Source organism: Pelotomaculum sp. FP (assembly GCF_004369245.1).
Classification (GTDB): Bacteria; Bacillota; Desulfotomaculia; order Desulfotomaculales; family Pelotomaculaceae; genus Pelotomaculum_C; species Pelotomaculum_C schinkii.
The window spans coordinates 1-18,796 of the sequence record NZ_QFGB01000070.1 but is presented as its reverse complement, the minus strand read 5'-3'; the positions used below and the strand labels follow the sequence as shown (position 1 = coordinate 18,796).

At 45.0% G+C, this 18,796-nt stretch carries 24 protein-coding genes and 1 pseudogene; 21 read left to right on the top strand and 4 right to left on the bottom strand.

The window, feature by feature from the left end; all coding sequences use genetic code 11:
• Nucleotides 1-323: 323 nt before the first annotated feature.
• The 8 genes from Psfp_RS18720 to Psfp_RS18685 all read left to right on the top strand — a co-directional run bounded on the left by Psfp_RS18720 (nucleotide 324) and on the right by Psfp_RS18685 (nucleotide 9,129).
• A complete protein-coding gene (locus Psfp_RS18720) occupies nucleotides 324-1,388 on the top strand; it encodes a hypothetical protein (protein WP_134220038.1) in 1,065 nt (354 codons plus the stop codon).
• A gap of 165 nt (nucleotides 1,389-1,553) precedes the next feature.
• Entirely contained in the window at nucleotides 1,554-3,986 is a 2,433-nt protein-coding gene (gene lexA, locus Psfp_RS18715; RefSeq protein ID WP_192895531.1) for a transcriptional repressor LexA, read from the top strand.
• Between the two features lie 43 nt (nucleotides 3,987-4,029).
• Nucleotides 4,030-5,544 (top strand): AAA family ATPase, encoded by a 1,515-nt coding sequence (locus Psfp_RS18710; protein ID WP_243120801.1) that lies wholly within the window; start codon nucleotides 4,030-4,032, stop codon nucleotides 5,542-5,544.
• Entirely contained in the window at nucleotides 5,520-7,016 is a 1,497-nt protein-coding gene (locus tag Psfp_RS18705) for an McrC family protein (protein ID WP_243120800.1), read from the top strand. Before Psfp_RS18710 ends, Psfp_RS18705 begins: the two co-directional genes overlap by 25 nt.
• Before the next feature lie 157 nt (nucleotides 7,017-7,173).
• Complete coding sequence (locus Psfp_RS18700; protein ID WP_134220034.1) at nucleotides 7,174-7,512, top strand: hypothetical protein; 339 nt, start codon at nucleotides 7,174-7,176, stop codon at nucleotides 7,510-7,512.
• Between the two features lie 37 nt (nucleotides 7,513-7,549).
• Complete coding sequence (locus tag Psfp_RS18695; protein WP_134220033.1) at nucleotides 7,550-8,248, top strand: hypothetical protein; 699 nt, start codon at nucleotides 7,550-7,552, stop codon at nucleotides 8,246-8,248.
• Between the two features lie 22 nt (nucleotides 8,249-8,270).
• Complete coding sequence (locus tag Psfp_RS18690; RefSeq protein WP_243120799.1) at nucleotides 8,271-8,591, top strand: hypothetical protein; 321 nt, start codon at nucleotides 8,271-8,273, stop codon at nucleotides 8,589-8,591.
• 217 nt (nucleotides 8,592-8,808) lie between these two features.
• The gene (locus Psfp_RS18685) at nucleotides 8,809-9,129 is read left to right on the top strand and encodes a nucleoside triphosphate pyrophosphohydrolase (RefSeq protein WP_134220031.1); all 321 of its coding nucleotides are present in this window, start codon (nucleotides 8,809-8,811) and stop codon (nucleotides 9,127-9,129) included.
• Nucleotides 9,130-9,281: 152 nt separating this feature from the next.
• On the opposite strand, the pseudogene Psfp_RS18680 reads toward Psfp_RS18685, so the two are convergent.
• Nucleotides 9,282-9,410 (bottom strand): annotated as a pseudogene (locus tag Psfp_RS18680) (ATP-binding protein); the annotation flags it as partial.
• A gap of 206 nt (nucleotides 9,411-9,616) precedes the next feature.
• On the opposite strand from Psfp_RS18680, the gene Psfp_RS18675 reads away from it, so the two are divergent.
• The 3 genes from Psfp_RS18675 (at nucleotide 9,617) to Psfp_RS18665 (ending at nucleotide 10,495) form a co-directional block, all read left to right on the top strand.
• Nucleotides 9,617-9,841 carry a DUF1659 domain-containing protein gene (locus Psfp_RS18675; protein WP_134220030.1) on the top strand — a complete coding sequence of 75 codons (225 nt, stop codon included), beginning with the start codon at nucleotides 9,617-9,619 and terminating at the stop codon, nucleotides 9,839-9,841.
• Nucleotides 9,842-9,882: 41 nt separating this feature from the next.
• Nucleotides 9,883-10,113 carry a DUF2922 domain-containing protein gene (locus Psfp_RS18670; RefSeq protein ID WP_190258422.1) on the top strand — a complete coding sequence of 77 codons (231 nt, stop codon included), beginning with the start codon at nucleotides 9,883-9,885 and terminating at the stop codon, nucleotides 10,111-10,113.
• Nucleotides 10,114-10,312: 199 nt separating this feature from the next.
• Complete coding sequence (locus Psfp_RS18665; protein WP_134220029.1) at nucleotides 10,313-10,495, top strand: YvrJ family protein; 183 nt, start codon at nucleotides 10,313-10,315, stop codon at nucleotides 10,493-10,495.
• A 64-nt stretch (nucleotides 10,496-10,559) separates the two neighbouring features.
• Here the strand turns inward: Psfp_RS18665 and Psfp_RS22595 are convergent, their stop codons facing one another.
• Entirely contained in the window at nucleotides 10,560-10,688 is a 129-nt protein-coding gene (locus Psfp_RS22595; RefSeq protein WP_282434365.1) for a hypothetical protein, read from the bottom strand.
• A 332-nt stretch (nucleotides 10,689-11,020) separates the two neighbouring features.
• Between Psfp_RS22595 and Psfp_RS18660 the strand changes: the two genes are divergently transcribed.
• The 5 genes from Psfp_RS18660 to Psfp_RS18640 all read left to right on the top strand — a co-directional run bounded on the left by Psfp_RS18660 (nucleotide 11,021) and on the right by Psfp_RS18640 (nucleotide 14,591).
• A complete protein-coding gene (locus Psfp_RS18660) occupies nucleotides 11,021-11,410 on the top strand; it encodes a GntR family transcriptional regulator (protein WP_134220028.1) in 390 nt (129 codons plus the stop codon).
• On the top strand, nucleotides 11,407-12,309 hold the full coding sequence (locus Psfp_RS18655; protein ID WP_134220027.1) for an ABC transporter ATP-binding protein: 903 nt from the start codon (nucleotides 11,407-11,409) through the stop codon (nucleotides 12,307-12,309). The genes Psfp_RS18660 and Psfp_RS18655 overlap by 4 nt, the downstream gene beginning before the upstream one ends.
• Nucleotides 12,296-13,045 carry a hypothetical protein gene (locus Psfp_RS18650; protein WP_153189562.1) on the top strand — a complete coding sequence of 250 codons (750 nt, stop codon included), beginning with the start codon at nucleotides 12,296-12,298 and terminating at the stop codon, nucleotides 13,043-13,045. The genes Psfp_RS18655 and Psfp_RS18650 overlap by 14 nt, the downstream gene beginning before the upstream one ends.
• Nucleotides 13,036-13,743 carry a hypothetical protein gene (locus tag Psfp_RS18645; protein WP_134220025.1) on the top strand — a complete coding sequence of 236 codons (708 nt, stop codon included), beginning with the start codon at nucleotides 13,036-13,038 and terminating at the stop codon, nucleotides 13,741-13,743. The genes Psfp_RS18650 and Psfp_RS18645 overlap by 10 nt, the downstream gene beginning before the upstream one ends.
• Nucleotides 13,744-14,408: 665 nt before the next feature.
• Nucleotides 14,409-14,591, top strand: a complete 183-nt coding sequence (locus Psfp_RS18640) for a YvrJ family protein (RefSeq protein WP_134220024.1) — start codon at nucleotides 14,409-14,411, stop codon at nucleotides 14,589-14,591.
• A gap of 24 nt (nucleotides 14,592-14,615) precedes the next feature.
• Here Psfp_RS18640 and Psfp_RS18635 read toward each other — a convergent pair whose 3' ends face one another.
• Together Psfp_RS18635 and Psfp_RS18630 are read right to left on the bottom strand one after the other, a co-directional pair.
• Nucleotides 14,616-15,620 (bottom strand): ImmA/IrrE family metallo-endopeptidase, encoded by a 1,005-nt coding sequence (locus tag Psfp_RS18635; protein ID WP_192895530.1) that lies wholly within the window; start codon nucleotides 15,618-15,620, stop codon nucleotides 14,616-14,618.
• On the bottom strand, nucleotides 15,595-15,960 hold the full coding sequence (locus Psfp_RS18630) for a helix-turn-helix transcriptional regulator (protein ID WP_134220022.1): 366 nt from the start codon (nucleotides 15,958-15,960) through the stop codon (nucleotides 15,595-15,597). The genes Psfp_RS18635 and Psfp_RS18630 overlap by 26 nt, the downstream gene beginning before the upstream one ends.
• A gap of 113 nt (nucleotides 15,961-16,073) precedes the next feature.
• Between Psfp_RS18630 and Psfp_RS18625 the strand changes: the two genes are divergently transcribed.
• The 5 genes from Psfp_RS18625 (at nucleotide 16,074) to Psfp_RS22355 (ending at nucleotide 18,702) form a co-directional block, all read left to right on the top strand.
• Nucleotides 16,074-16,361, top strand: coding sequence for a helix-turn-helix transcriptional regulator (locus tag Psfp_RS18625; protein WP_243120798.1), 288 nt, complete (start codon nucleotides 16,074-16,076; stop codon nucleotides 16,359-16,361).
• A gap of 128 nt (nucleotides 16,362-16,489) precedes the next feature.
• Entirely contained in the window at nucleotides 16,490-16,846 is a 357-nt protein-coding gene (locus Psfp_RS18620; protein WP_134220021.1) for a DNA replication protein, read from the top strand.
• Nucleotides 16,847-16,868: 22 nt separating this feature from the next.
• On the top strand, nucleotides 16,869-17,783 hold the full coding sequence (locus Psfp_RS18615) for a DnaD domain protein (RefSeq protein ID WP_134220020.1): 915 nt from the start codon (nucleotides 16,869-16,871) through the stop codon (nucleotides 17,781-17,783).
• 10 nt (nucleotides 17,784-17,793) lie between these two features.
• Nucleotides 17,794-18,243: a RusA family crossover junction endodeoxyribonuclease gene (locus tag Psfp_RS18610; RefSeq protein WP_134220019.1), complete on the top strand. Its 450-nt coding sequence runs from the start codon at nucleotides 17,794-17,796 to the stop codon at nucleotides 18,241-18,243.
• 90 nt (nucleotides 18,244-18,333) lie between these two features.
• Nucleotides 18,334-18,702 carry a hypothetical protein gene (locus Psfp_RS22355; RefSeq protein WP_243120797.1) on the top strand — a complete coding sequence of 123 codons (369 nt, stop codon included), beginning with the start codon at nucleotides 18,334-18,336 and terminating at the stop codon, nucleotides 18,700-18,702.
• Nucleotides 18,703-18,796: the final 94 nt, after the last annotated feature.

Genomic DNA, 18,796 nt, shown 5'->3' with positions numbered 1-18,796 from the left:
TCGCCTTAGCTGTTCACAATAAATGAATTGAGGCTTATTGGTTTTCCTGTTCCGTGAGCAATATTTATTAATTCTATGTAAACAAGAGAATAAGGGGAGTAGACTCTAAAATTAGGGGTTTAAACCGGGTCTTATTAGACTGAATTTTAGAGCATCTCCTTGAAAATAGTTTTGACAAATGTTGCTGGAGATAAGTATCTACAATGGATGGTTAGTTAGTACTGGTAAATTAGTCTATTAATAGTATTCTATAAGCAGTCGAAAGATATAGTGGTAGTAGTAGTGAATGTCCATAATAATATCGAAAAGGAAAGGTGAAATTTGTGTTTAAAATTGATGTTGTTGATAATATAAAACTATCACTTGATTTAACCATTGATAGCTTTGAACAAATTCATAGAGACAATGACAATGTAAAAAGCTATAAATTGGCGATAATTAATTTACATAGTGCCTTTGAACTAACGTTTAAATTTATGATATTAAACCGAAATGAATTTATGCTTTTTTCTTATGGTAGTAATGGATTTAATAATGTTCTTAATAAGTATAAGCGTGCAAAAGAATGTAATTATAATTCTCTATTGAATTATCTTGAGGATAATCCGTCTGAAGTACATCCGAATACTGTTAGCTTCGGTGTGGCATATCAAATATTAGCATATATGTATAATATTACTGAGTTTGATGAGCGTTTCATATTTGAACTTACTGCATTAGAAATACTAAGGAATAAACTTACTCACTTTGAAGCTACAGTTTATAGAATAGATTTTATTTTAATGACCTCACTTTTTAGGAAGTATGTGGAATTACTTAATAAGGAAATCCAAGAATATAACAACTCATGGCGATTTGGAAATAACAAATATGAGACATATAAATATGATTTTAATAAATTATTTTCGTATGGTGAAATTTGCATGAAATTAGTAAAAGATGATATCTTAAATAAGCCAAAATATAAACTGATTTTGGGCGTCGTTTTAGATGAATCATGCTGCGAAATGATAGAGGTAGAACCAAATGAGTATGGCAAGCTTGCAGAAATTTGTTACAAAAAAAGAAAGGCTGAATTTAATAATTTATATACCGGGAAAAAGGAAAAGGAAATAAAAGTGATAATTATGCAAGATATATATCTACTATTAGAAGCAAATATATTATATCTTGGATATATGTATGATTCACGTGATGTTCCGGTTATGGGGAGAACAACCCTTACGCCATTCGCTATTCATGCTATTAATGAAAAATGGAGTAGCAGTTCTGATATTTGCAGAGAATTAGTAATAAAGAGTGAAGGGGATATATATGCTACATTCAACTATATTCAAAACATCGAGACAAATTATTGCGGAGAAGATTGGAGAGCGGATGCCGATTAATAACTTGATTGAGCTTCCCATTATTTATATTGTGTCAAGTTGAATAATATAGCGAGATATAATTAAAATTGCCCTGGTGGGTATACAGATAGAAGTATTTTGATTTTTTTGTAAGCAATCTGTCCCCCTGATTTCTTGGAAGTAATGATACCTGGAGGTAATATTATGCAGTTAAACCTTGAACAAAAAAAGCTGATCTCAATGGAACCTTCCGGGCATATTTTAATCAAAGGAGTTGCCGGTAGTGGAAAGACCACGGTAGCAGTGCACCGGATTCCTTTTCTGATGAAGCATTATTGCTACGAGAAGGACGATCAGATTTTGCTTGTCACATTTAATAAGACTTTACGCAACTATATCAGACACCTTTATGATAAGGTCGAGAACCCTGATGAGCAAATCAGCATGAGTGAGATGCTAAATAATGAAGTGAAAGTCGACATTAAAACTATCGATAGCATCGTTTATTCATATTATCGGAAATGTTGCTCAGATAATAATATCAAGTTTGCTACAAACAACGATAAATTCAGCCTGATGTCGAAAGCGATTCACCTTCTTGCGGAAAAAGACCATGCAACTAAAATTATCAACCATAAAAATGCAGGCTTCCTCATCGACGAAATAGAGTGGATTGACGCCTGTTTAATTGAAACGCTGGAAGAGTACCAGCAAGTGGACCGGACCGGCAGGGCTACCAATGTGATGCAGAAAACGCCTCAGAAGCTTTTGAAAAACTCTGAGATCCGATCCTCGATTTTCGAACTTAAAGAGATTTATCAAGAATTAATGACAAAGGACAAACTTACGGAATTCCGGATGTTAAATAAAATTGCCTTGACATCCCCGGTGAAAGACGCGGAAACCTATACCCACATTATTATTGACGAGAGCCAGGATCTGACGAAGGCACAGCTGGAAATGGTTAAACGCATCTATAAGCCTAAGCCTTATTCTAGCATTACATTTATTGCCGATAATGCGCAGAGCATTTATACGCACTCCTGGTTGGGTAAGGGCAGGAGCTATACTACTCTGGGTTACGATATGAGCGGTAAAAGCAGGACTCTTTCCAAAAATTATCGGACAACCACCCAGATTTCTGAGGCGGCTTATTCGCTGCAGGAAAAAGATGAAACTCTGAAGAACGACACCGATTTCGTCAAGCCTTTGCTAGTGGACCGTAAAGGCCATTATCCAATTTACCGGAATTTCGCCACTTTAAAAGAAGAATTGGATCATATAAAAGTGACCATCCATGAACTATCAAGTGAATATAAGCTTTCGGAAATATGCATAATTGCCAAAGAGAGGCGGATAGCTCAGGAAGCTCAGCATTATCTAGCACAACAGAAGTTGCCATGCGAGATTTTAGACCGCGACAACCCGAATTTTGAAAGCGATATGGTGAAGGTGTGCACCATGCATTCAATTAAGGGATTGGAATTTAAAGTAGTACTGATTATCTGCATCAATGAAGGAGTAATCCCGTTTACTGGAGGAATGAGTGAAGATGATGATAAAGTGCTTGAGTCTGATGAAAGGAAGTTGCTCTATGTCGGTATGACTCGGGCTAATGATTTGCTCTACCTGAGCAGCCACCAAAAACCATCTCGCTTTATCCAGGAGATCGACACTGCTTATCTGCGTTTCCGGAGAAATACATGCCTCAAACCTCTATACCCGATTAGTATAACTGACTATCTAAAAAAGGATAAGATCCTGGATGTTTATGCAAAAGAAGAGACGATCCGGCAGTGGATTCTGAGAGAGTTGATAGATTCATACGGTTATAAAGAAGAAATGCTGGAAGTGGAATATCCGGTAATGGATTTTTCCCGGAAAGGATTTGCCGATATTATTGTTAAAATTTATTTCCAGGGAAAGTGGGTTCCCTACATACTGGTAGAAACTAAAAAATACCGGGCGGGTATTGTTGATGCAGAAAAACAGGCCGCCTCCTATATGCGGTTGTTAGATACGGTGCGGTACTGCTTAATTACGGATGGCCACAGCTTGAAAATTATGGACAGGGATTTAGACGAGATAGAGGATCTGCCACGTTTTAATAATTTAATGTTGCCGGATACATTGCAAAGGTACTGTTATAAAAGCTACCGCAACCAGCCGGATATGATTTACGAACGCGACAGTGAAGAGCCTGGAGTTATATCATTAAAACGCTGGGATTCAGAACTGGCTATCCCAGATGTTGAAGTTATGGACATTCCTGTTTTGGGTGATGTGATAGCTGGCAGCCCTTTAAAAGTGAATGAGGAAATCAAGGATCGCTTCACGCTACCGCTAACCTGGATGAGTCAGCCCAAAAATACATTTATGCTGGAAGTGGTTGGTGATAGCATGAAGGATGCAGGCATTGATGTGGGTGATTATGTTATTGTCAACAAACAGTCTACGGCGGATAACGGACAGATTGTGATTGCCCTGCTAGATGATGAAGCGACATTGAAGCGATACATGCAGATGGGTGACAGTGTACTGCTGATACCTGAAAACTCAAGGTATGAACCAATAAATTTAAACCCTGACCAGGTTCAAATTAATGGTATTGTGATTGGTCTGCTTAAGAAGTTATAGAGGAAATAGATGAAGGGATTTTAACATTAATAACCGTGTATATATGCTGGCCATATTTCAGAGTAAGGAGATTGAATGGATACATATGAATCAACTAATTAATCTTGTTCACGACAATGGAACTGAAAGCTGGTCAGATAAAGCTAAAAGCGCCTTTGCAGAAATATTTGGTGCCAGCGGGGGGCGTTATCCCGATAAGGCCAATAAGGTAGTAACCCTTCGTGCCCCTGAATTTAAAGGAGGGACCGGGGTTCCATTTGTCTCATTGATTCATCCCTCCAACCCTGACTCTGGTTCCTATGGAGGAATGAGCTTTGGTATATTTCCCATCACCGATGGCCCAAGTATGTTGGCAATGAGTATTGGGACGCAGGGATTAAGCCCCGATGAAGAGGTTCTGGCGCGACCCGGCCACGGTCGGAAAGTCTCAGCCATTTGTAATTGGCTCAATAAAAAATATGGCCAGGGTAATCTAGTTGCTTGGGCTAAACAGGATCCGGTGCGGATAGACCTGGATGTGCCTGGTAACATCAAGCGACTTTTCCCAGAGTACAATTTCGTCTTTGAACGCTATGGCAAGGTGATCTATGGTTTTTTTGTCCCCAACGGCAATTTAGATGCAACTGTGGATGCCCTGAAGGCATTTCTGGATTTGATGTTTGCAGAACGTGGCATCTATCCGTTAAAATCCGCTGCAGAAGATGGTGCGCGGATTCGCTCCGAATATTTTACCCACTTAATGCCGGACGTCACTGAAGAGGAGGTATATGAGCTTCTCCAGGAACGCCGCTTTGTTGTTTTACAGGGACCTCCAGGGACCGGGAAAACTCGCATGGCTTTGCAACTTTTACATAAGGCCTATAAAGGTAATGGTTTCTCCATTCAGTTTCACCCCAACACCACCTATGAGAATTTTGTGGGCGGTTTGGCACCCGTGCAAACATCTGACGTCATGGGTTTCCGCTTTGCCCCACAACAAGGGTTTTTAATGAAGGCAGCCAATATGGCTTTCCAATACCCAGGCAAGCCGTATTTGCTTCATATCGACGAGATTAACCGGGCCGATTTAGCGAAGGTCCTTGGGGAAGCTATATTTCTACTGGAATCACGCTCTGATGAACAAAGAGAATTAGAGCTGCCTTATGATTTTGGAGAGCCTTTTCAAAACAAACTCCAATTGCCAGATAACCTTTACATATTGGGTACCATGAACAGTGCTGACCGTAGTATTGCCATTGTAGATGTTGCTGTCCGGCGCAGGTTTGCCTTTGTTAAACTCTGGCCGCAATTGAAAGTGGTGCAAGAGAATGCCGGAGAGCTAATGAATAAGGCGTTTATGGAACTGGTGACCATTTTTATTGAATATGCCAGCGATGACGCTTTAGCCCTGGTACCTGGACATTCATATTTCTTGGAAAAAGACGATGCGAAAGCTGCCAGATATCTTAAAGTAAATTTGGCGCCGCTCTTAGAAGAATACCTCATCCAGGGTTATGTGGCAGGCTTTGCCGACCCGATCAATGCCTATCTGCAATGGATAGAGAGCTTGCAGGGATGAAGGCTGCAATGAAACGACGCAGAAGTGTTAATAGAAACCCCATTGTACCGATAAAACCGGGTGAATCCCCTTGTTTTGAAGTTGTTGACTCCTCTATGGCCTGCCTTCCGGCCGTTTCCTTTCTAAAAGGTAATCTGCCCCGAGAACCACAATCCATGGCGGCTCGCCTGGCAAAGCAATTCATCCGGCAAAATGAGGGCATCCTTAAGAATTTCGGTATTTCGGCTGGGTTAGATTATGATGGTAGCTCGGTAGATGTAGTTCTTCAAACCGGCACGAGGGTAGGTGCCATTCCACTGTTATCACCTACCTCAGGTAAACCGGATTACGGGCTCATTATTAAGCCTCGTTTTGATTGGCCGGGCATCGGCTCAATGCTTGGCAAGATGGGGTGGCGGGTAGTCCCGTCTTTACTGCAACTGCCCTTGTTGCCGCGTTCTGACCGTAAAATTCCTCAATGGGTGTTGTCGACAACTATCCTTTTGCGTATCAAGGAACTGCTGGATTGCTTGGAAAGAAGGTTTGAGTTAGCCGAGTCAAACCTTCAGGCACCACGCGGCAACATACGGTGGTCCCGTTATATTACATCCAATATCTCTGCAGCCCGGTTTCTGGATGTGCCCTGCCGTTATCCCGATCTGCGAGATGACAGAGAATTAAAGGCGGCGGTCCATTTTACCCTGCGCAAACAGCTGGCTAGTTTAGAAGGCCAGAGAAATGCCGGGGCTATTGTATTGCAGTTAATCGGTATCTGCCAATCCTTGCTGGAGCGAGTGCGAAGTGTTATCCCGAAACAGCCTACCGCTGTAACATTGGGCGCCTGGTACCGGGGTTCGGTCCGTACCAGGGTTTTCCATGATGGCTTGCAGGCAATGGAATGGGCTATTGAAGACAGGGGGTTGGCCGGGCTCGGTGATATGCAGGGGTTGCCCTGGGTAATGCCAATGGAGGAGTTTTTTGAAGCCTGGATGGAAACCGTTGCAGCGGCGCTTACCAGGCGCATTGGGGGTGTCCTGCACGTGGGCCGCAAAAGGGAGACTGTTGCCCCGTTGGTTTGGGACCCGCCTTATATCGGATCCCAAAAATACTTATTGCCGGATTTAACTCTGGAGCGTTTATCTGCACGGGGTGAAAAGGAGACGATCATCTTTGATGCCAAGTATAAAGGGCACTGGGAGGATTTGAACCAAGAACGGTGGGGCAGGCTCGATGAGGAATTACGTGAGCGCCACCGAGCGGATTTGCTGCAAGTGCTTGCCTATTCCACACTGTCCGAAGCCAGTAGAATAACCAGTTGCCTGGTGTATCCCTGCCAAAAGCATACCTGGGAGTCCTTGAAAAAACGTGGCATGCTTTACCACCGTGCTGCTCTCAACGCCGGCAGAAGAAGCGTCAACCTGGTACTGATGGCCATTCCCATGGAAGCTGATGTGGAGGAAATGGTCCAAACGCTAGCAGTGGCAGTAAGTTGAGGAAGGATGGTAATGAATGATTTAAACATATTATATAAATATGTTAAAAACTTAAATGAAGCGGTTTTATTAGGGTTATTTTGATGATATGGGACTTGACCACTTGAAATTTCAGCAATTAATAGTCCACATTGAAAATAAATAAGGGGGTATTACAATGGCTGGTAAGTTTGAGTGGCGCAAGTTTTCAGAAGTTGATTTGCGAGACGTATTCTTCGATTCGCTTAAATCAGACTATGAGGAATTTACAACATGGTTCAAGAAAAAAGGAGAAGCAGGTGAGCGTGCACTAGTTTTCAATGATGATCGTGGGGTCGGTTCATTTGTTTATCTCAAAGAAGAGAATGAGCAAATTTTACTAATAGATAAAATCTTACCAGCAATACCGCGAATAAAGATCGGCACTTTTCGTTTAGCAGAGAGGTTTAGAAGTACAGAGATTAGGAGAAGGTGCACTTGGTGTTTCGCTTTGGAAATGGCAGGAACTAAGATATGATGAAATCTATCTTACAGTATTTAAGAAGCATAAAGAATTGATAAATTTATTTGAAAGATTTGGATTTGTATGTGTTGGTATGAATCCACGAGGTGAGTGCGTATTTCTTAAGAGTAGAAAACATATTGATTATACAGATCCCTTTAAATCGTTTCCATTTATAGAACCAAATTTTAAAAAAGCCGGCATGATTCCTATCGAGGACAGATATCATGATATTTTATTCCCTTACTCCGAACTAAAAGGAAATAAAAATGAGATTGAAGAAGAAACAGCAGGTAACGGTGTGTTAAAGGTATATATAGGGGCGCCTTCTTCACCAATGCATCATCAAGTAGGCGAACCAGTGATAATTTATAGAAAATATACCGGTACAAAAGGAAGAGCTGCTTTTAAATCTGTTGCAACATCCTTCTGCACGATTGCTAGTTTAACTGTAGTGAAAAGATCAAATACATCATTAATGAGCGTTGACGATTTTGTCAGTCTGGCTGGTAATAAAACAATATTTGACGAAAAGTCCTTAAATAGTATTTACGCTAAGAAAAAGAACCTGGTACTATTAGAACTGCTATATAATGGTTACTTTGGTAAGGGGCACAATGTTAATTTTAATAGTTTAAAACAAGCCGGGCTTTTTGAAGAATACCCTTATAATATAAGGTACACTCCAAAGGAATTTTTTAGTATACTAGAAATGGGTGATATAGATGTGCAAAATGTTATTATCGATTAATCCAGAACATGTGGAAAATATAATGAATGGGAACAAATTGTTTGATTTTAGAAAAGTGCGCTGTCGTGAGGATGTTGACAAGATTATTATTTATGCAACTTCTCCTGTCATGCAAGTGGTTGGTGAGGCTCAAGTAATGGAGATCATTGTAGATGAACCCGAGCAAGTATGGCAAATTACATCAGAATATGCGGGTATAACAAAGGTTTTTTATGATCAGTATTTCCATAATAAGGAAAGAGCGGTTGCCTACCGTTTGGGCAATGTCAAAAAATACAGTAAGCCACGTAGTCTTTCTGACTTTGGATTGAATTTTGAACCCCAGTCATTTGTTTATGTATAAATAAAAAAAGCAGGGCATGGATTTAGTTAAATTCCGGAGCCCTGCTATATTTATGTCAATCTTTGACCACCTGAGTATAAAGGGCATTGGGAGGATTTGAACCATGAGCGGTGGGGCAGACTCGATGAGGAATTACGTGAGCGCCACCGGGCGGATTTGCTGCAACGGGTATCCGTAACATCTCAACTTATATTATGAATAGCTAGGGCGTGCATAAATGAAAACCATTACATATAACAAGCTTGTGCGGGATAGGATTCCGGAGATTATTAAAAAAAGCGGCAAGAGGGCCGTGGTTGAGAGGCTTACTGATAAAGCTTACAAGGAATTTCTTGATCAGAAACTCGGTGAAGAGCTGCAGGAATATCTGGCTAGCGATAGTGTTGATGAACTGGCTGACCTGGTTGAGGTAATCTACTCCATTTTAAAGTATAAGGGTGTTGAAATCAACGATTTTCATAGCCTGCGGGAGAAAAAGGCTGCAGAGCGGGGCGCTTTTGAAAAAAGGCTGTTATTAAAGGAAGTCATTGAGGATTAGGAGTGTGCCCAGCTTGTGGTGTACCACAACTGGAAAGTATACCGGTGGGCATACAATCAGTTGCATAGCCAGCGGGTCGTAGTGTCAAGCGAAAAGTTTACCACCGTGACAGCCAAAAAATTGACCACCCTAAGGCAGTTACTTTTCGTACTTTAGTTTGTTAGCTCCAGTTTTTCTCTGCTTTCCTTAAACCGGTAGGACTCACCGATGAAGGGGATGATAACATGAGCATGGTGCGTTATCCGATCCAGTAAAGCCACGGTTAAGGCATTGTCACCAAACAACTCCCCAAACAGAAGGGGAAAATCCTTGAGCTAAAAGACTTTGCCCGTAGGGTAAAAAAACAAGAATTAATGCTTGACGAACATACGTACGATTGGTATACTATAACTGACCGGTAAATTCTGCCGGTCTTTTTGTTTTGGCGGGTCCTTGCTTACCGGTTGGGACCTGCCCACAAATAAAGCTGCAAGGGGGGGATAATGAAATGGCAGTCACTAAAGTGCCCGGAAACTCTGTTCTCAGGCTGGTACTGCATGTTGGCGATAGCGAGAGCGGCAGCCCGATCCTGCGGAGCAAGAGTTTGAACAATGTCAAATCAGCTGCGCTAGATCAAGACATTTTTGATGTGGCAGGCGCCCTTGCTGCTTTGCAGGATTATGAACTAAACGGTATTACCAGAGTGGATAATGCTGCATTGATCCAAGCTTAAGTAAAAATACCTCGTAACACTTGAGAGAGGAGGGAAATTCATTGGCGACAACTACAACCCTGCGGATGAGTTTTAAGAACCAGACAGGCAATACCGTCAATATCAGCCTGGACAATCCCAAACCAGATCTTACAGCTGCTGCGGTTGAAACGGCTATGGACCTGGTTATCGCGAAGAACATTTTCACCACTTCCGGTGGCGATTTGGTCAGCAAATATGACGCTAAGATCATTTCTACAGAAACGACTGATCTTTATACGCCGCCTGTTTAAAAGCACTGCCGGAGCTTAATATGGATGTGCAACCGGCCGGAAAGGGAGGATAATTCCTCCCTTTTTCTGCAAGGAAGCCGGACATGGCGGTCAATAAATAGGATGATTGCAAATATGCACAAGATAGATGCCCATGCTGCCGACGCGGTATACAAGGGCAAACCCGATGCAAGCCATGAAAGTGTAAGGGGGGAAAACGATGGAAGAAATCTTCAAACTTGCAGCCAATTACGGCTTCCCGATGGTGGTGGCCGGGTACCTGCTGATCAAGATAGAGCCTGTGATGAAGGATTTGCAAAAAAGCATTAACTCCCTGACGATTGTTGTGGCCAGGCAAAGCGGGATTGATGCGGAAGAAATCGGCAAAATTATCAGTGGGTGAGTCTTTTGTGAGCGCAAATGTCCGCTATCTATGAAGATATAGAGGCGGACATTTCCTTTAAGTTTTACAGCTGAATTTTATCCTCGTTTAGCGGCGGCTCTGTCCGGACTGTGGTCTCGTTTTCGCCGGCTGAGGCAATTTCTCTAATCTTCTCAACTTCATAGCCCAGGCTTTCCATTTGTTCGCAAAGCATCGTTTTGGCGCCGCAGTGCTCACAGTAAAGAGCATTAGCAACATTGGCCCGCCCGCATTCAACTTCGTAAGGAATATCGAGGGTTTTTTTGTGCTATTTAAAAAGAGTACCTTTCTTGTGCCGAGTAATCTTTGAACTGTGCAGCAACATTTATGGCGCAGGACGAAATGCTCATCCTGCAACCTTAATCCCTCGGTCAAACCGGCGGTCTTCCAGGGGGAGATAGGATGATTTATCAGCAGTTTTCTATTGACACCAAAGCAGAGACCGTAGTATAGTGCATTACAGTGGTAATTCACTATGCTACCAGCAGGTGATGGGGAGGTGAGCGTTTGCTGCTGGATACAGACAGTCTAAAGCCGATTTATGTCCAGATTGCAGAATGGCTTGAAATGGAGATTCTAAACGGCAACATCGCCAGCGATGAAAAAATGTATTCCCAGTACCAATTGGCGGACATGTTTAACGTCAACCCGGCCACCGCTGCCAAAGGGTTGAATATTTTGGCCGACGAAAAACTCTTGTATAAGAAAAGAGGGCTTGGCATGTTTGTATCCTCCCACGCCAGAGAGGCCATTCGTAGCAAACGAATAAAACGCAATTTAAAGCAACTGGTGTTGGAGTTGGTCGCCGAAGCAAAGCGCCTGAACGTCAGTAAGGACGACCTGATTAACATGCTAATAGCGGCAGAACTTCAGGCAAAGGAGGAGGGAGCACAATGAATGTCGTTGATTGCAGCGGGCTGACAAAAACATTCGGGCGAACCACGGCGATCAACAACCTGTCTTTCACACTGGCACCCAATAAAATCACCGGACTAATCGGACGAAACGGCGCCGGAAAAACTACACTTTTGAAGATGATTGCCGGATACCTGCTCCCTAATGCAGGCAGTATTCAGGTTTTCTCGGAAAACCCATTCAACAATATCAAGGTTTCCGCCAACATGATTTTTGTGGATGAAAACATGGTCTTGCCTGCATCAATGAATCTCGGTGAAATTCTGGAATCCGCGGGCCGCTTCTATGCAAATTGGGATCATAAATTAGCCGTGGGGCTGTTCACATACTTCAATCTGCATCCCGGGCAATATCACAGCAAGCTTTCCAAAGGTATGCGCAGCGCCTTTAATGCGATTCTCGGCCTCGCCGCCCGCTGTCCGCTGACCATCTTTGATGAGCCCACTACCGGCATGGACGCGGCGGTGCGGAAAGATTTTTACCGTGCATTGTTAAAAGACTTTATGCAGTATCCGCGTACCGTCATTCTATCAAGTCACTTATTGAATGAAATCAACGACATTTTAGATGATCTTTTACTGATCAAGGACGGCGAAAAATGCCTGCATATGCCTATCGATGAGTTGAAAGAATACGCCGTCGGGCTGCAGGGCAAAGAGGAAACTATTGCGGAGATGGCCGAAAAAGCCGAGGTCTTATACCGGAAAAAGCTGGGGAAGGACAGCGTGTATATGGCCGTCCGCAACCAATTTGTAGAAGAGGAGCTGCAAAAGGCCCGCCTCGAAGGCGTGGCGATTTCACCAGTAGCCACCGACGATCTTTGTATGTACCTGACAGCGCGGAACAAAGGAGGGATCGATGATGTCTTTGACCGAAACTAGCATACTTGCCGTGGCAAAAACGCAGTATCACTATAAGACAAAAGCCCACGCGGGCCTGTTCTACACCTTGATTGCAGTGCAGTTGCTGGCGTTTCTCTTCTCCCTTAATGGTGCGGGCGTCACCTCGGGGGGCAGCAGTCAGGGCATATCTTACACCATAAAATATGTCACCGGCGATATGATCATCATCTTTACTTTAATCTGGGCTTTCAGTATCGGAATCAGTATGGCCAACAACGGGTTCAAAACGGATTTTACCTTTGTTTCAAACCGACTGAGCAGCCACCTTTCCAGCCTGGCCTTTCTGCTCACCGCCGCCGTCATCGCCGGGGTTACCGCCACATTATGCGGCCTACTGTTGCGTGTGGTCATGTTCCTTTCCCATGGCGGGGTAGATGCCGGTCCCGCCTTTTGGATTGCGCCGCCGGCTTTACTAAGCGGCATCTTCGCCGCCACCCTCTATGCGGCGCTTCTCAGCATCATTGGGTATCTCATCGGCATGCTGACGCAACTGCACCCTGCTTTTGTCGTGCTGCTACCGGGCTTGTTTTTTGGCACATTGTTTATGGAGGCCCGAAGTACCGGCCAGGCCCGGACACTAATCAGCGCTATTGAGTTTTTTTCCACAGAAGGTTCCCACGCGCTCCTCGCCCTGAAGGTTGTTCTTGTATCGTCCATCGTTTTTGGATGTGTAATTCTGTTTTTCAATAGAATGGAGGTCAGGAAATGGCATTGATTGCTTCGTTGATAACCCTGCTGCTCCTTCTGCTGATTATCATTGCGTTTGTTGCCTTCAGCAAAGTCCGCATTTCGCTGGGTAAGACCCGCCTGGTGGTCGGCTTCTATATGGCCCTTTTATTTGTCTCCGTCCCTGTGTTTTACGCGATTGCGAAACCTAGTACGCCGGAGCCGTTCGAAGTTATTGAGATCGGGCCGGGACAGTATTCTTATCATGACTCCCAGATCAATGCGTTTTACGATGCGTTCTATGAAGGCCGGTTGGACAATTACGAAGGCGCGGAGATCATTGCCCGGTGGAGTTTTGATTATCAGGAAGAACGCCTGAAAATAACAGCCCCTGATTATGAACGGTATTCTACTCGCATTGTCCTGGAGAGAAAAGATGTCCGCGACGGCAAGCTGGAGGTATTAAGCTACGCCCCAAAATCATCAAACCGTTTAACGCTGGCTAATCCGCCGGATATCCGGCTGAAAGATAATCAGTTAGAAATACTTCAGCCGGAAAGGATTCATCTGGAAACGATCTGGTTTTATCATGACTTCACTATGGCTCAGTTCACCGGCACGGGTTTTTCTATGAAAAGAACGGACTACTTCTTTGGTGATACGGTTCTCTATCTGCGAATACCGGAAGACCTCCTGATTGATACGGACGAAAGCACGGAACACGATATTCATTTTTTAAACGAGTAGTCCGGATTTCGGAACACCATACTGTTTGCTTGTGAAATGAGTATTATTGACAGTAAAGTATCGTGGAGATATTTTTTAATAAAAGAGAAGGAATACGATTCTTGGAAAATTGATGATTGGGGGCATTAATTAGATTATATCACCCCGATTTCCAGCTTAATTCTTCTACCTCTCTGCGAAGGTATTCCCCCCCGGCTGTGTATACTTTATGACCATTGCCAGATTTGGCGAACCATCCCTCTTCATATGCCCTCAAGCCTTGCGATAACGTCCATGGGATCCTTTCTGACCACGAGTTCGTGGCAAAAGGTATGTCGTAGGACGTGGGGAGTCACTCCCCTGCTATGGCCTTTTTCGTCAATGTATCCAGTACCAGGGGCAAAGAATCAGATTATTGCAAAGCAGGAAAACTTCATTTAATGAGGGGGATTATACCAATTGGAGTATGATTCTTGTTCGTGATGGCAAAGACTTGTACATAAGGGTCCGTTTTTGACGGTCGTGCCGGAAAGGGAGGATGATTCCTCCCTTTTCCTGCAAGGAAACCGGAAATGGCGGTCATAAATAGGTCGATTGGAAATATGCACATGATAGATGCCCATGCTGCCGACGCGGTATACAAGAGCAAACCGATGCAAGCCATGATAGTGTAAGGGGGGAAACCTGTGGAGGAAATCTTCAAACTTGCAGCCAATTACGGCTTCCCGATGGTGGTGGCCGGGTACCTGCTGATCAAGATAGAGCCTGTGATTAAGGATTTGCAAAAAAGCATTAACTCCCTGACGATTGTTGTGGCCAGGCAAAGCGGGCTTGATGCGGAAGAAATCAGCAAAATTATCAGTGGGTGAGTCTTTTGTGAGCGCAAATGCCCGCTATCTGTGAATTTTATCCTCGTTTAGCGGCGGCTCTGTCCGGACTGTGGTCTCGTTTTCGCCGGCTAAAGCAATTTCTCTAATCTTCTCAACTTCATAGCCCAGGCTTTCCATTTGTTCGCAAAGCATCGTTTTGGCGCCGCAGTGCTCACAGTAAAGAGCATTAGCAACATTGGCCCGCCCGCATTCATCTTCGTAATCCCTCCTGGGGTCGTATGGAGAGCGGAGGCAGTCGTTGAAAAGATAAAGGCCGCATATTTTGCAAAAGCTTGCGTCATAAGAAAAGCTATTATTGCCACACACAGGGCACTCCAAAAATCTCATTTTTACGTCATTGCGAGGGATTTTAAATGGAACTGTCATCGCGATGGCCCTCCCCGGCTTCATAGAAGTGCAATAATTTACCTCGATAACATACTGATTAACCGGTTTTTTGTCCTCAATAAAATTGTAAGGGAGATACGTTATGCTATCTCCCTTGCTGTCCCAATCATAAAACATTTCGTCTATATCTAATTTTTTACATATGCCTAATTCATTGAACCTGTAACTGATTGCTTCCCACGATACATCAAATTTCTCTTTCAATACCCCCATTTGAGGCACTGTAACAGGTGGATAATAATACTTTATAACCCAATCCTCCGGCATAAGCAGCTCACGGACGAATATATCCGCTTCCCGGTTGAGAATTTTTTCCTCCCGGGGGGTCAGGTTAGCCATGTCATATTTATTAAAGTGGTCAAGGACGATGTGTCCCAATTCATGGCACAAAGTCCAGCTAAGTCTGCCCGGCATGGTCTCCGGGTTAATAAATACACAGTAAGTATCCAGTTTTTCGTAATAGATTGTAAAGCCATTGCCCGCGTCTAGGTCCCACACTATTCTGCCGTGTTTTTCAATTAACTGGATAACATTGACGGGTGGGCTTGTAATGCCGCTCTCTCTCAAATAAATCCGGGCCCTTGACCTGGCAAAGCTACTTCTTACCCTTCTCGGCCTCATCTTCCGCCTCTTTGATAAAAGCATTTATTAGCCTTAACATTCTTTCTCGTTCAGTGTCGCTGAGCTTATTATGCGCCCGGCGAAGAACCTTGATCCCTTCCGGCCATAGCTGCTCAAAGTCATGGTCTGGTCCCTTTGCAGTTTCAAGGAGGTAATCAACGGAGGTTTCAAGTACACTTGCCAGTTTTTTTAGCGTGGACGGGTCGGGGCTCCTTAAGTCTTTTTCGTAGCGGTTGATTGTCGCATCGGTAACGCCAATAAGCCTGCCCAGCTCTACTTGGGTAAGTTCCCTGCTTTCTCTCGCTTTTTTCAGTCGCCAGCCAAGTGTCATCTCCATCATCCCATCTAGCTTGCCAATTTGGTAGTTTTATCTTAGCACAAGAAAAAAAATAAAACAAGACCTACCGTAATGGAAATGCTGTATTGACAACTACCATAATGGTAGGTTATGATATGCTTAACTTATTACTGAAATGGCAGGTGAGGAACATGCGCCGGGTTAATTTAGAAAAAATCAGAGGTTTGCGCAAGCAAAAGAATTTAACACAGCGGCAAATAGCTCAAAAGATTGGTTATAAGACCGGAATCGGCTATCACTACCTGGAGACGGGCAGGTGTAAAATCACAGCGGAACAACTTGATGTAATAGCCACAGCGTTAGGGGTTACTACAGAGGAATTGTATGAGCAAAATACTACCAAATTGGTAGACCCGCCAACGAACTATTTGACAACTGAATAGCCTCGCTCCATACCGGTCCAACCAGGGGGCGGGGCAATTCACGATATATGCTGAAGAGACACATTTCTACATTTTTATAAGGCAGCCGGAGAATGTTATTTTCAGGATAAGCAAGGGGGGAAGTGAAAATGGACAAGCTTATTTGCCAGGGTTTAAGCGCGCGGGAGCAGGCAGTCCTCGACTGCATCCCGGCCGGCCACAAGAACGCCATCAGCCGCCGGTGGTTGACCAGGGTAGCCTGCCTTGATGACAGGTTAATTCGTGAGATCATCTACCGCCTGGTGGTGGAACGGGGCCTGCCCATCGGCAGCAGCACCGGGCCGGAGGGCGGCGGCTACTTTCTGATTGAAGACTTGGAGGACCTGGAGGTGGCCACCCGGCACCTAAAGCCCAGGGCGCGCGCCATCTTCCGGCGGGCGAGGGCGCTGGAGAACATCGCCCGGACAAAGTTTGGCTGCCAGTTAAAGCTGGTGGCGTCCGAATGAAACAGCGGGGAGGCTTAAAGCATTGGCGGGCTGGATCAAGCTGTGGCGAAAACTAAAAGACAACGGGCATTTAAAGATGCCGGGCACGGCTTTCAAGCTGTGGATCTATTGCCTTCTGGAGGCTGCCCCCCGTCCCGACCGGGCGCGGGAGCTGGAAGTCGGAGAGCTGTGGCTCAATTACGAGCATATCCGGCAAGTCCTCGGTGAAGCCCGCCGGCAGATGAGCAAAAGCACTGTTTCAAACGCCCTGAAATACTTGGAGCAAAACGGCTACCTCAAGCTGCAGGCCAAGCCGTTCTATGGGGTCAAGGTCTGTGTGGCCAACTGGCAGGATTACCAGTCGGGTACAGTTGCCGTACCCGTGGAGAGCGCATCGCGACCATCTGCCGGTACGGAAACTGTACCCGGTAAAAACACAGCCATGACGCTGGTTGATGCGTTACCGGGTACGGCGACGGTACCCTTGGAGAGTGCCTCGAGTACGCCTATGGGTACGGAAACTGTACCCGTACCTGTACCCGGGACTGTACTCGTGAGGGAGCCTGGGCCCTACAGCGGCAAGCCTTCCCAAGCGCCTAAGAATTTAAAGAATAAAGATCTTAAGAAGGTAGTAGTAGTCGTTGATTTGACAGAGCGCTTTGCCAAAGAATTCGGGAGGCCGCTTTCACCGTTAGAAGCTAGCCAGTTAATCAAATGGCAGCGTGAATTTCCAGAGGAATTGCTCCTGGCCGCCCTGGCCAGAGCCGCCCTCCAGAACAAGCGGACCCTGGCCTACACCGGCGGTATCCTGGTCAACTGGCAGAAAGCGGGTGTGCGCACCGTCGCTGAAATCCCCCGGGAGAAACCGGTGAGAAGCCTGCGGGAAAGTGGACAAGCCGGTCAGCAAGATGCGTATGAAAGTAAAAAAAGAAAATTTATCAGGTCCTTATACCTTTAAGGGAGGTTCTATGAACGAAGTAAAAATAACCATACCAGGCCGGCCAGTGCCCAAAGGCCGCCCCCGTATCGGCTATCGCGGGCGCAGCGTGATCTTATACACGCCACCGGAAACAGAAAACTACGAAAAAGACGTGGCCAGGGCCGGAAAAGAGGCGTGTACAAGCCCGGCGACCGGGACGGTGGAAATGGAAATCGCCGTGTATTTCAACCCGCAGGCAAAAGGTTACACCAAGGGCGGCCGGCGGCGGCCCGGGACTCTGCCTGATCTGGACAATTGCGTCAAGTCTATTGTGGACGGGTTAAACAAAGTGGCGTATGTGGATGAACGGCAAGTCACGCGCATCCTGGCCGAACGCAAGATTGACCAGGTGGAGCGGGCCGAAGTGGTGGTAAGGGAAGAGCTTAAGGGCACATCTCCAAAAAATGTAGGTGCGAATTCATTCGCACAGACCCCATAGAAATGCACCCACATCGTTAGATTTCCATCCTCTGCTGTCACGGTGCTAGCGGCAGGCTTGTCTAAATAAAGGTAAAATAAGGAGTAAGCGATGAGAAAAGCAGACTTTACAGCGAGAGTGAAGAAGATCGAAATCGTCAACCGGGTGCTTTCCGACGGCTGGTCGCAGTCCATCCGGGTGATTCTGGAGGACATTGAGCTAACCGGTGAGAACCTTTTAGAACTAAAGCAATTCAAGCCCAACGAGCAGGTGCTGGTTGAGCTGAGCCCGGTCCAGGTCAGCCTGCGCGACTTCGACGCCAAAGAACAAGCTGCGGCAAACACGGAGCAAAAAAGCCGGGAGATGCTTGGCAGTGATAGCTTGTGTGTTGAGGAAAAGGAATTCATGGACCTCACGGAAGGTGACGAGCCCCTGGGGGTGCATGAGAAGCCCAGCGGTAAAATGTCAAGCCCACTTTAAAAAAGAATTGGAAAAAATATTTCATTATGCGAGACAAAAGAATATAACAAACTAAGCCCAGAAAATTACAATATCTGGGTCTGAGAGGGTGGTC